Source organism: Psychrobacter sp. Ps4 (assembly GCF_022129285.1).
GTDB lineage: Bacteria > Pseudomonadota > Gammaproteobacteria > Pseudomonadales > Moraxellaceae > Psychrobacter > Psychrobacter immobilis_A.
Genome location: NZ_JADQAK010000011.1, coordinates 78,618 through 91,469, shown reverse-complemented (window position 1 = coordinate 91,469; position 12,852 = coordinate 78,618). Strand labels below are relative to the sequence as shown.

Genomic DNA, 12,852 nt, shown 5'->3' with positions numbered 1-12,852 from the left:
TAATTAAAAAATAAACGGTAATTAAAAATCAATTTTAAAAATTCACAAGGATACTTTATGTCCGCAACGGCTATCTCCAACCCTAATTTCATTACTCAAATCACCAAACTTGCTGATTGCGTCGGTCAGACGCCATTGGTTAAATTACAGCGCTTACCTGAGCAAGAGCAGCTGACTAATGGTGCTGCGTTACTGGCCAAGCTTGAAGGTAACAATCCAGCGGGGTCTGTTAAAGATCGTCCTGCGTTTAATATGATTTATCAAGCAGAACAGCGTGGTGACATCAAAGCGGGCGACATGCTGATTGAAGCTACGAGTGGCAACACTGGTATCGCTTTAGCCATGGTCGCGGCGATGCGTGGCTATCCGATAACGCTACTGATGCCAACCAATTCAACTCAAGAGCGCAAAGACGCCATGATTGCGTATGGTGCGACGTTAATCGAGGTAGATGAAGGCATGGAAGCCGCACGCGATTTGGCGCTGCAAATGCAAGCAGATGGCAAAGGCATCGTATTGGATCAGTTTAATAATCCTGATAACAGTCAAGCCCATTACCTGACCACAGGGCCTGAACTGTGGGCGCAAACGGCAGGGAAAATCACTCATTTTATTAGCTCAATGGGCACCACTGGTACTATTACCGGTGTATCGCAATACCTCAAAGAACAAAATCCAGATATCAAAATCATCGGGCTACAGCCTGATGAAGAAGCTTCGATTGCTGGCATTCGCCGCTGGCCTGCAGCTTACATGCCGGGTATCTTTAACGCAGATTTGGTTGATGAAATCATGGATGTGGATCAGCGTATCGCAGAAGTTTATATGCGCAAACTGGCCAAAACCGAAGGTATTTTCGCGGGCGTTTCATCAGGTGCTGCAGCATGGGCTGCCGTACAAGTCGCTAAAGAAAACCCTGATGCCGTCATCGCCTTTATTGTCTGTGATCGCGGCGATCGTTATTTGTCGACGGGTTTATACAATATTAACGACGACAATATTGACGCCAGCAATGTCGATAACAATATAGAAGTTAATTAACGCACAGACAACGCTGCTCAGTTTAGTTGATTCAATCAGGATTTCTTATGTCACAAGCTCTACCATCCGACCCTATATTGGTCTTTGATATCGAAACTGTCGCTGATACCGATGCGGCGCGCCGTATCTATCCGCAATTGGCAGAGTTGAATGATGCAGATGCATTGAGCGCACTCACAGCGCTTCGAATACAAGAAGCTGGGCATGATTTTATGCGCTTGCCACTGCAGCGTATCGTCTGTATCTCAGCGTTATATATCAAAGATGGCAAGTTTTCGTTGTTCTCATTGACCGCTGATAAATTCAGTGAAAAAGACATCCTTGCCAAATTTTTTCGGGCATTTAGTGACCTCGAAAAACTGCCTCAGCTTATTAGTTGGAATGGCTCAGGTTTTGATATTCCTGTACTGATATATCGGGCTATGCAATACGATTTATCAGCACCATGGTTATTTGAAGAAGGCGAGCGCATCAAAAACATGCGCTTTGATAATTACGTCAATCGCTTCCACACGCGTCACCTTGATTTGATGGACAGATTTAGCCAGTACGGTGCCAGCCGCCGCGAAGCCATGGATATTGTCGCAAGTTTATATGGTCTACCAGGTAAAACAGCTGTCGACGGTAGTATGGTTGGTGAGCTTGTCAGCACTAATGACTGGCAAACGCTGTCTATTTATTGCGAGTCTGACGTCATGAATACATGGCTAATCTATTTGCGCTGGTTGCGTTTAACTGGACAGTTATCCTCACAAGATTTTGCCGCTTGGCAGCAGCAGAGCTATGACTATTTAGTAAAATATACCCAAGCGGATGGTCATGCTCGCCATCAAGACTTCATCGCTGATTGGTCATCTGCGCCCACATCATAACAAATGAAGTTATATGAAGGCGCGTTATAAGACATTGCGTTTATCCTCATTTTTTTAGTTATTTATCATTTATTATTAAGGCAGGTTTATGCAACCCACCGATTCAAAAACGTCTACACCCTCTAATGTTACGCCAGTAACGAGCGAGACCCAAACGATTACTATTCCGCCTAATAAGAAAAAATCTAAACCCTCATCAAAGACACGCCGCCGTCTAAAGGATGCAGAACCTCTGCCCTTCACCATTGATGGTTTGTCGCATGATGGTCGCGGCGTTGCCGTTTATGGTAATGGTTTTGGTATAGACGATGGCCATGTCGAAGACAAACATGGCAAAAAAATCTTTGTAAGCTTTGCATTGCCGGGTGAAAGTGCCTTGGTCAAAATAACCAATAGCCGTGCCAGCTTTGAAGAAGGCGAGGCTGTCAGTATTACTGCCAACCCAAATTCTGAACGTGCCGTACCGCCCTGCCCACATTTTGGCGTCTGCGGCGGCTGTAATTTGCAACACTGGCAGCCAGACGGTCAAATCAACTTTAAGCAATCTGTATTGGCTGAAATGCTGATACACCAAGCCAATGTCACGCCTGATAACTGGCTTGCTCCAGTGGTTGGTGATCGTCTTGGTTATCGTACCAAAGCACGATTGGGTGTGCGTTATGTCACCAAAAAAGAAACCGCGCTTGTCGGTTTTCGTGAGCGCTCAAGTAACTTTTTGGCAGAATTAAATGAGTGTCATATTTTAGATCCAAGAATTGGTTTTGAGATTGAAAACTTAAAAACACTGATTAGTACGCTAGAGAGTCGTAATAAGATTGCTCAGCTTGAGTTGGCCATGGGTGAGGAAATGCCTGAGCTGCCAGATGGCAATCAGCCCGTTGCCCTTATCGTACGCAACTTGGAGCCGTTATCAGACGCTGATATAGAAAAGCTAAAAGTATTTTTTGCCGCACGCAACTGGCAGCTATATTTGCAGTCTAAGGGTGCGGACAGTATCCAGCGTATTGCATTGACTGCAGATGATGACATGAGCCAGCAATTTGGTCGTTTATATTACCAATTGCCAGAATACGATTTGACTTTCGAGTTTATCCCGACAGATTTTACCCAAGTGAACCTGTCCGTTAATCGTCAAATGACCAAGCTTGCTTGCGATTTGTTAGACTTAAAAGCAGGTGAACGCGTACTTGATTTATTCAGTGGTCTAGGCAACTTTAGCTTGCCACTTGCGCGCATCGTTGGTGAGACAGGTTCTGTAGTTGGTGTCGAAGGTAGCGAAGCGATGACCACACGTGCAGCCGATAACGCACGTCGTAATGGCATCAATAATACAGAATTTTATAGCCAAGATTTGACGCAAGACTGTACTGATAAACCTTGGGCGAATCAAGGCTTTGATGCGCTATTGATCGATCCGCCGCGTTCTGGTGCTTGGGAAATTATGCAGTACTTGCCGAAATTTAACGCTGAGAGAATCGTTTATGTCTCTTGCAACCCTGCAACCCTCGCCCGTGATACAAAAGCATTATTAGAGCAAGGCTATCGTCTGACTCATGCTGGCGTGATGGACATGTTCTGTCATACCGGTCATGTTGAGTCCATCGCTCGTTTTGAAAAAGTAGCGGTGTAATTCAATTTACGGTTAAGTAAGCGGTTCAGAGCATTCAATAGCCATACTGCATGTCACTGAGCTTGATTCAAAATTTGAGTCAAGCGGTGGCAAAAAATGATGGTTATTTATCCTGATTAACCGCAGACATTACATAGCCTCGCTTGATTTGTCTCTTTAAAGTGAGATAATAGTAAACAATATTCCTAGGCTGGTTTTTTCCATTCTTGTGAACGTTTGCACTCATAGCTTTATATATTTTACGCGCATTTTATGACTGCTAAAAAACAGATTTTTTAGCAGTTATATTGGTTTATAGCTGATACTTTATGAATCGTAAGTTCAACGTGTGTGCATAGTAGATGAGGTTATAATCAATTCAAAATAGCTAAGAGGAGTCGGCTATGGTAAAAATTCGTGAAGGATTACCGTTGGTGGATGGACAGACCACCCAAGCCGATAGTGCAGCACTTGCCGCTCAACTGGTCGCGAGCCAACGCTCGCACCAGTCTGCCAATAGCTATGCCCAAATCCCCCTCGATATCAAATACCAGCTGTCCACTCATAAGCTACACACCACTTTTGATCGCTCAGCACTACATGCTTTTCATAGTCATGATCCAAAGCTTGAAAACGAATATTCTGATAACCCGCTTTTAGATAAAAATAATGCTCTCTCAGATAAAGAGCTGGAAGCGATTGATTTAGATCAAGTCAATATTGATGTTCCTACTTGGTTAGACAACGTCGCCAAACGTATCGGACAAGAGTCTGTACCTCACTTGAGTGCTGCTTGTGAATTTATTCGCAGTCATATGAATACCAGCGAGTCTGAGCGTTCAGGCGCTTATGTCACTGGTATTGGCATGACAGACATATTGACCTATCTCTACCAAGACGAAGACGCTCTTGTGGCTGCAATGCTCTATCGTAGTGCGCGAAAATCAATCATAAGCCTCGCTGATATCGAGAAAAAATTCGGTGCAGACATATCGACCCTCGTCAAAGATACCTTGGCAATGGGTAAGCTGTCTGAGATTATTGAAAGCAATAAGCGTCTAGAAGATCACTTCGTAAACAATCAGCGCGACCAGCTATCTAATATTTATAGCATGCTAATCTCCGTCACCAATGATGTACGCGTCGTGCTTATCAAATTGGCTGAGCGTACTTTCGCCATGCGCGAATTGACCTTTTCTAATGAAGAGCGACAGAATCGTGTGGCGCGTGAAGTTATGACTATTTATGCCCCACTGGCGCATCGCTTGGGCATCGCGCAACTTAAATGGGAGCTAGAAGACTTAGCCTTTCGCTACCTTGCGCCTGAGCGCTATAAAGAGATTGCCAAACTGCTCTCCGAAAAACGCAGCGAACGCGAGTCTTATATTCAGCGCGTACAAGATAAGCTTAATGAAGCACTAGCAGAGGCTAATATCGAAGGTGAGGTCTCTGGACGTGTCAAGCATATCTACTCTATCTACCGAAAAATGAAGCTCAAAGGCTTATCGTTTGATCAGCTTTATGACATTCGCGCGCTGCGAGTATTGGTCACCAACCCATCAGACTGTTACCACGTGCTTGGATTGGTACATGGCTTGTGGCGATATATCCCTGAACAATTCGATGACTATATTACCAACCCCAAGTCCAATGGTTATCGCTCACTACATACGGCAGTCATTGCTGAAAACAAGTCACTGGAAGTACAAATTCGTACTCATGAAATGCATTTCGAAGCTGAGCTTGGTATGTGTGCTCATGTTAACTACAAAGAAGGTCTAAAGAATAAAAAAGATAATTATCTTAATCAAAGAATCAGCTCGCTGCGCCAGCTGTTATCGATCAATAATGAAACCCGTAACCAACCTCGCTCATCTTTACTAACTGGTGAAGAAATAGAGGGTATGGAGTTTGACGAAGAAGAGCAACTCGTTGACTTTGACGAGCTCGAACGCATCTATATCTTTAGCCGTGATGGTGACATTACTGAACTGCCAAAAGGGGCGACCGTTCTTGATTTTGCTTATTATGTACATACACAAGTCGGTAATCGTGCCCAAGCTGCGCGAGTCAATCAGCGCTATGTACCATTAACCTATCAACTCAAAACGGGTGAACAAGTTGAAATTATCACCAAAGCATCACGTGAGCCCAACCGTGATTGGCTAGTTGCTTCACTTGGATACATTCATACCAACCGTGCACGTTCAAAATTGCGTCAATGGTTCAATAAGCAAGACCGTGATAAGAACATTGAAATTGGTCGTCAAATGCTCAGTAAAGAGCTTGAACGATTATCGGTACATCCCAATAGCATCGATTTAAACGACTATATTCAGCATTTCCATGTCAATACGACTGATGATATTATCGTTGGATTGGTCACAGGCGACATTGGTCTCAACCAACTCACCAGCCACATCTCTCGTCAGCTACACCTAGAACCTGAAAGACCGCCAGAAAATTTTGCGCCAAGTATAGATGCTAGAGAGGCAGGAAAAATCGATGCTTATAAAATTCGTATCGATGGGCTGGATAATATAGAAATTAATCTAGCAGGCTGTTGCCACCCTGTGCATGGCGAGCCAATTGCTGGTTACATTACCTTATCACGAGGTGTCAGTGTCCATAATCGTGGTTGCCCTGAGTATTCACGCTTGATTGAACGCGATCCTGAGCGCGAAATAGAGGCTTCGTGGCGGGTACAAGCTGGTCGTTATCAACCCGTTGATATTCACGTAGAAGCCTATGATAGGCGTGGACTGTTGCGTGACTTGACGCAAATTATTGATAAAGAAAATGTCAATATTCGTCAAGTTGAGACGCTTAGTAATGATGATAACATTGCCTTTTTAAAATTTCATATTGAAGTCTCAGGATTGGCACACCTATCTAAGCTTTTAGCGAAACTAGAGCAACAGCATGGTATCTTGCATGCTCGCCGCGCCGTCGCTTAGATATAAAATCACAAAATACGTCCACTGAATCATAAGGTTATTATAAAAAAATCATGCCTGAACTGCCTGAAGTAGAAACAACCAAAACCAGCCTTGCACCGTTATTAGGGCAACGCATCATCGATATAAAAGTTTTCCAGCCAAAGCTGCGCTGGGCGATGCCAGATAATTTAGATAGCTTGATTGATTACACGCTAGATAGCGTTGAGCGCCGCGCAAAATATTTAATTCTTAACTTTTTACCTTTATTACCCAATGATGATAGCACTGCGGCTCAAACTGCTACGTTAGTACCGCGTCAACTTTTGGTTCATTTAGGTATGTCGGGCAGCCTGCAGCAGCAGAGCTACGGTACTGAAAAGCGCAAGCATGATCATCTCATCATTATTTTTAAGGGCGTTAATAATATAAAAGTCCAGCTACATTACTATGACCCAAGACGTTTTGGGTCAGTGTTATGGCACAAGGATTATAGTGCTAAGCTATTAGATCATTTAGGTCCTGAACCATTATCAGATGAATTTACTGCAGACTACCTGTATCAATTGATTCAACGGTCAAACTTGCTTGATCACAGTGCTGATACCGTAGCAATTGGCAAAGCCAAATCAAAGAAGCAGCCCATTGCTCGCGCTATAAAATCAGTCATCATGGAACAACAGGTCGTCGTGGGTGTCGGTAATATCTATGCGACTGAAAGCCTATATTTATCAGCTATTCATCCAGCCACCCCCGCTCACCAACTGTCCCATGCTCAGATAATTATTTTAGTCGATCATATTAAAGTTATTCTACAAAAGGCGATAGCGCTTGGTGGTTCGACACTACGAGACTTCACCGTAGCAGATGGTCAAACCGGTTACTTCCAGCAGACATTAAATGTCTATGGTAGACAAGGGAAAACTTGCCCGCATTGTGATGCTGTACTTGAGAATATCAAAATTAATGGTCGCGCCAGTGTATTCTGTCCCAACTGTCAGCCAATCCTTTAAATATTATCTGAAACTATCACTATCTGTTTCACCTTAAGTACCAGAATAACTTAGGTATCAAGTCGTATAATATAGCAGCACAATACTCTTTACCAAGTGTCTTATTATTTTGCACTAAGATTATTATATAGCGCGCCATTTTTGTTGCTTATTGACACACATCTTGCTTTAATAGTATGAGCACTTACATAAATAGTGCATAATGTTTATACATCTGTAATATATTTAGCTTACTTATCGTTGCGCATTGTTTATATAGGGAAATTGTCTCTGTGTGGGAATAGCAGCAGCCATTAATCATACCAATTATGAATTTTAGGACATCGTTATGACTGTTAAAGCTAAAAACCAACGCACAGTTAAGCAAAAAGCCTTTACTATAGTCGCAAGCTTAAGTTTAATGGCTGCTACTATGCAGCCTGCCTTGGCAGCCATAGAAATTGATGAGACAGACTTTGGGCCTTCTTATGAGACAATGGTGGTTGATACTGTAGTGGGTAAACCTTTACAACTGGTCAGTGCCGTTGCTGGTACTGCCGCCTACCTAGTTAGTCTACCCTTCTCGCTTATCGGTGGTAATGCAGATCAGGCGCAGCAGAAACTTTTTGTTGAACCTTGGGATGCGATGGGACGTTGTTTAGGTTGTACTGTGGCTGAAGACAACTATTACAAATCACAAGTGACTAATGATAATGTTGTCCGTATTGTCGTTGACCAACCATCTGAGATTTTGATTAATACCAACGATTATGTCGTAGTTACGCCATAGTCTTTATATTAACAGCTGGTTAAATAATACAACTGCGCTAAAGACAATGCATTTATAAATTATCCATAAAAAAGGCTAACACGACGTTAGCCTTTTTTATGTTTTTAATCAAATCATCATATTTTATTTTGAAACAGTGGTATTACTTAACTTAGCACTAATTTCACGAAGCAATTGCACCTCTTCTGAAGGTTGTTTTACCAGCTCTTGCACTTCTTCTTTACGACGCATTTTGTTAACCATTCTAACCATCATAAAAATAATAAATGCTAAAATTAAGAAATTAATCAGTACAGTAATGAAACTGCCATAGGCTAATACAGGAACGCCAGCTGCTTTGAGGGCATCATAGGTCATGGCAACACCTTCAGGCGCATCACCCAACACTAAGAACATGTTTTTGAAATTGATCTCGCCACCTGCTATGAAAGCCACTATTGGCATAATAATGTCTTCAACTAAGGACGTTGTGATAGTAGCAAATGCCCCACCGATAATGACACCGACCGCTAAGTCCATCACATTACCTTTTAGAGCGAATTCTTTAAACTCAGAAACCATACTCATTATTTTCTCCTCAAAATACCAATCTATAATCGAATAAGTATCTCAACAGTCGACCCAGTCTTGAGCCTTAAGAGTAATAGTGAGAAACACTACTACTGTCGGTTATTCTGTCTATATTTTATGGAAATTACAACAAAAAAAAGCAGCATAAAATGAACCATATTTAGTTCACTCTATACTGCTAATTTTTTAGTTATCTTGATGCCCATTATTAAATAACAACAGCATCAAATGCTTCTATAAAACATCAATCCAATAAATTACTCAGTAATTCATGGCTCAATATTAAGCACCTTTTTTACCACGGCCGTGACGCTTACGCTCACTTTCAGTCAAATAGCGCTTACGCAGACGAATCGCCTTAGGTGTTACTTCAACCAATTCATCATCTTGAATGAATTCAAGCGCTTGCTCAAGTGTGAACTTGACTGCTGGAGTCAACGTCAATGCTTCATCAGTACCACTCGCACGAACGTTGGTTAACTGCTTAGCAGTCGTTGGGTTAACAGCCATATCATCGTTACGTGAGTTAAGACCAACGATCATACCTTCGTAAACTTCAAGCTGTGGCTCAGCAAACAATTTACCACGTTTTTGCAGGTTAAATAGCGCGAAACCTAAGCAAACACCTTTTGCCATAGAAACCAAGACACCATTCGAGCGACCACCAACATCACCGATCTTTTGTGGACCGTAATGTGAGAAGCTTGACGTCATGATACCTGTACCTGAAGTCAAGGTTAAGAATTCAGAACGGAAACCAATCAAACCACGGGCAGGCATCGTCGCTTCGATACGCATACGACCTTTACCATCAAGTTCCATATTGGTCATCTCGCCTTTACGCAAGCCAACCTGCTCCATGATAGAACCTTGATGCTCATCTTCGATATCAAAGACAACGTTTTCATACGGCTCTTGTAATTTACCATCAACTTCTTTAACGATAACTTCTGGGCCTGAAACACCCATTTCAAAACCTTCACGGCGCATGTTTTCGATCAATACAGATAGATGAAGTTCACCGCGACCTGATACTTTGAATTTATCAGGAGATTCTGTATCTTCTACACGTAATGCTACGTTATGAATCAATTCACGCTCAAGACGCTCACGGATATTACGCGAGGTCACAAACTTACCATCACGACCAGCAAAAGGTGAGTTATTTACTTGGAAGTTCATAGAAACGGTAGGTTCATCAACCGTTAATGCTGGTAACGCTTCGACAGCACTAGGATCACAAATCGTATCTGAGATATTAAGCGAATCAATACCAGTAATACAAACGATATCACCAGCTTGTGCATCTTCAACATCAATACGATCAAGACCATGATAACCCATAATTTTCAAAATACGGCCATTACGGGTATTGCCGTTTTTGTCGATTACAGTCACTTGAGTATTGGTTTTAACTTTACCACGCTGAATACGACCAATGCCGATGACGCCAACAAAACTATTATAATCAAGGCTTGAGATTTGCATACGGAACGGTGCATCAGCATCAACTTGAGGAGGCTGAACCACATCAACAATCGTTTTGAAAAGCGGTGTCATGTCATCAGCCAAATCGTCAGCTTCCAAACCTGCAATACCATTTAATGCTGAGGCATAAACAACTGGGAAATCAAGCTGTTCATCAGTTGCACCCAAGTTATCAAAAAGATCAAAGATTTGATCCATTACCCAGTCAGGGCGTGAGCCAGGACGGTCAATTTTATTGATGACAACGATAGGTTTTAGACCTTGCTCGAACGCTTTTTGCGTCACAAAACGGGTCTGTGGCATTGGGCCATCAACCGCATCAACGACTAGAAGCACGCAGTCAACCATAGACATTACACGCTCAACTTCACCACCAAAGTCGGCGTGACCTGGGGTGTCAACAATGTTGATACGATATTCAGTATCATCAGTCTTATCTGTCCAGCGGATGGCTGTATTTTTAGCCAAAATGGTAATACCACGTTCTTGCTCAATATCGCCTGAATCCATTGCACGTTCAGCAATGTTTGCACGGTCGCCAAAAGTACCAGACTGATGTAATAACTTATCAACCAAAGTTGTTTTACCGTGGTCAACGTGGGCAATAATTGCAATGTTACGCAGGTGTTTGATATCGTTCGCCATATAAAATGCTCGTTTCGTCTTAAAAAAATGCAGTAGCAATAAGCGCCGCTGGATAAACTTTTATCATCAACCAGATAGATATTGAGTACTTACTTTTAGAAGACTGCACAATAGATGCGGTTAATCAAATAATTTCAATATAATCAAGTATCTACACTGATAAATTCATCATACAGATAGCTATGCTAATGTACATTCTGTCAATTTACAGAATGTTTGGGCAGCTAGTATAACATTATTGCTTCACAAATTTATGTAATAACTTGCTTTTCTCAATCCATAAATAAAAAAAAGCCACCCATTAGGTGACTTTTTTTGTAACTATATATTTAGTAAAACAATTGATCCAATACTATTTACTGAACAACCATATCTTTAGTTTGTTCAACAGTCATTGTTTTGTCACCAGTGATGATGGCATAAACACGACGGTTCATAGCACGACCTTCTTCAGTGTCGTTTGGAGCGATTGGTTGGTCATAACCATAGCCAACTGTTGATATACGGTTTGGAGCAATACCGAATTCGTTAGTCAACATAGATTTAACAGCAACGGCACGGGCTTCAGATAAACGTTGGTTATAACGTGCTGAAGGACCAGTTTTAGAAGCATGACCTTCGATACGTGCTGTAGAGTTAGGATACTCGCGCATCTTCTCTGCTACTTTAGCGATTTCAGGTTGATACTGTGATTTGATCGTTGATTTATCGTTATCAAAGAATACACGTAGTTCCATTTTCAGCTCATCAGTAATATCTACTGGTACTGGGCAACCGCGCTCATCTACTACAACATTCATAGGAGTGCCTGGGCATGCATCGATGCTATCAGGTACGCCATCGCCATCAGAATCAAGATCAGATTCAATTACGACTACTGGAGTAGTATCGATAACTGGCTCTTGCATTGGTGGTACTGCTACTGTAGGTGCTAAATGGCCACCAAGTACAACTTCTAGACCGGCCAAAGCCATGCCTTCCCACCAGTTGTTATCAAAGTTATGAATCGCACGAGCTTCACCACGTAGGCTTAAAGCATCGTTGATACGATACATAGCACCTAGACCTAGGTTACCAATAGTATCTTTAGACTCTGCAACTTCAGTACCAGCTGATACAGGTTGACCTGCTGTAGTACCTTGCGCATTACCCGTCGCAACATATTGCTCTTGGTTCTCTACTTTAATCTTAGATTGACCAGCACCAACCAATACATATGGTTTGAATGCGCTATCAGTATAACCAGTAAATTCTTCAGTACCGATTAAGAAGTTACCAGAAAGCATGGTTTGTTCTACGTCAAAACGGTTAACACCAGCGTCTGCTGATCTTTCTGAAGCTTCGCCGTTTGCACTTGACACGCCGTACTCTACTTGGAACTGAGTAGAAGGAGTTAGCTCAATACCTAGTGCAGCACCAGTATATAGACTGCTTTCTTTAGCTACGCCACCGTTTAGATTTCCGTTACGACCATCAATTGGTTGTGATGGATTCTGACCATTCATATAAAGGTCTTTACCAGTCTTAAGGACTTCGCGTTGCTCGTCATGAGCTTCGCCAGTGTAATGATAACCTAGTAACAATGGGCTAATAGTTACGCCAGCATTAGCTGCTAAAGGTGCAGCTGCTACAGCAACCAGAGCTAGAGCAATTTTATTCAATTTCATGGACTTCCTCCAAAGGATAATTTGAGTGATGCATTAAGCAAAACCGCTTCTCAAGATGCTCTAAAATAGACATCTTTTACGAATTTTAAGTGACAAAGCAAAACCAATTAAGGAGTAGCTTAGCGATTATCAATTCAGTTTACAACTTTTTTCGTTGACGAGCTACACATTATTACACGATAATGTCGTAACTAAAACACAATAACCAGCTTAAGTTACCTAGAACTAACACACCTTACGCT

9 protein-coding genes are annotated in these 12,852 nt (G+C 42.2%); 6 read left to right on the top strand and 3 right to left on the bottom strand.

The genetic code is table 11. From position 1 onward, the window contains the following. Positions 1-57: 57 nt before the first annotated feature. From cysM to I3252_RS08175, 6 genes are all read left to right on the top strand, one after another. Positions 58-1,041: a cysteine synthase CysM gene (gene cysM, locus I3252_RS08200; RefSeq protein WP_238034831.1), complete on the top strand. Its 984-nt coding sequence runs from the start codon at positions 58-60 to the stop codon at positions 1,039-1,041. Positions 1,042-1,088: 47 nt separating this feature from the next. After that, on the top strand, positions 1,089-1,913 hold the full coding sequence (locus I3252_RS08195; RefSeq protein ID WP_238034830.1) for a 3'-5' exonuclease: 825 nt from the start codon (positions 1,089-1,091) through the stop codon (positions 1,911-1,913). Between the two features lie 88 nt (positions 1,914-2,001). Further along, positions 2,002-3,543, top strand: a complete 1,542-nt coding sequence (gene rlmD, locus I3252_RS08190) for a 23S rRNA (uracil(1939)-C(5))-methyltransferase RlmD (protein ID WP_238034829.1) — start codon at positions 2,002-2,004, stop codon at positions 3,541-3,543. Positions 3,544-3,926: 383 nt separating this feature from the next. Continuing rightward, positions 3,927-6,479: a bifunctional (p)ppGpp synthetase/guanosine-3',5'-bis(diphosphate) 3'-pyrophosphohydrolase gene (locus I3252_RS08185; protein ID WP_045453697.1), complete on the top strand. Its 2,553-nt coding sequence runs from the start codon at positions 3,927-3,929 to the stop codon at positions 6,477-6,479. Between the two features lie 53 nt (positions 6,480-6,532). Continuing rightward, on the top strand, positions 6,533-7,471 hold the full coding sequence (gene mutM, locus I3252_RS08180) for a bifunctional DNA-formamidopyrimidine glycosylase/DNA-(apurinic or apyrimidinic site) lyase (RefSeq protein ID WP_238034828.1): 939 nt from the start codon (positions 6,533-6,535) through the stop codon (positions 7,469-7,471). Positions 7,472-7,799: 328 nt separating this feature from the next. Continuing rightward, a complete protein-coding gene (locus I3252_RS08175; RefSeq protein WP_087813997.1) occupies positions 7,800-8,240 on the top strand; it encodes a hypothetical protein in 441 nt (146 codons plus the stop codon). Positions 8,241-8,363: 123 nt separating this feature from the next. On the opposite strand, the gene mscL is transcribed toward I3252_RS08175, so the two are convergent. The 3 genes from mscL to I3252_RS08160 form a co-directional block, all read right to left on the bottom strand. Then, the gene (gene mscL, locus I3252_RS08170; RefSeq protein ID WP_055125730.1) at positions 8,364-8,807 is read right to left on the bottom strand and encodes a large conductance mechanosensitive channel protein MscL; all 444 of its coding nucleotides are present in this window, start codon (positions 8,805-8,807) and stop codon (positions 8,364-8,366) included. Positions 8,808-9,092: 285 nt separating this feature from the next. Further along, positions 9,093-10,943, bottom strand: coding sequence for a translational GTPase TypA (typA, locus tag I3252_RS08165; RefSeq protein WP_055125731.1), 1,851 nt, complete (start codon positions 10,941-10,943; stop codon positions 9,093-9,095). A 356-nt stretch (positions 10,944-11,299) separates the two neighbouring features. Further along, positions 11,300-12,610, bottom strand: coding sequence for an OmpA family protein (locus I3252_RS08160; protein WP_238034827.1), 1,311 nt, complete (start codon positions 12,608-12,610; stop codon positions 11,300-11,302). Positions 12,611-12,852: the final 242 nt, after the last annotated feature.

Bases quoted from the DNA above. Each gene is read 5' to 3' on its own strand.
- cysM (WP_238034831.1), top strand. From the start codon at position 58: ATGTCCGCAACGGCTATCTCCAACCCTAATTTCATTACTCAAATCACC.
- I3252_RS08195 (WP_238034830.1), top strand. From the start codon at position 1,089: ATGTCACAAGCTCTACCATCCGACCCTATATTGGTCTTTGATATCGAA.
- rlmD (WP_238034829.1), top strand. From the start codon at position 2,002: ATGCAACCCACCGATTCAAAAACGTCTACACCCTCTAATGTTACGCCA.
- I3252_RS08185 (WP_045453697.1), top strand. From the start codon at position 3,927: ATGGTAAAAATTCGTGAAGGATTACCGTTGGTGGATGGACAGACCACC.
- mutM (WP_238034828.1), top strand. From the start codon at position 6,533: ATGCCTGAACTGCCTGAAGTAGAAACAACCAAAACCAGCCTTGCACCG.
- I3252_RS08175 (WP_087813997.1), top strand. From the start codon at position 7,800: ATGACTGTTAAAGCTAAAAACCAACGCACAGTTAAGCAAAAAGCCTTT.
- mscL (WP_055125730.1), bottom strand. From the start codon at position 8,807: ATGAGTATGGTTTCTGAGTTTAAAGAATTCGCTCTAAAAGGTAATGTG.
- typA (WP_055125731.1), bottom strand. From the start codon at position 10,943: ATGGCGAACGATATCAAACACCTGCGTAACATTGCAATTATTGCCCAC.
- I3252_RS08160 (WP_238034827.1), bottom strand. From the start codon at position 12,610: ATGAAATTGAATAAAATTGCTCTAGCTCTGGTTGCTGTAGCAGCTGCA.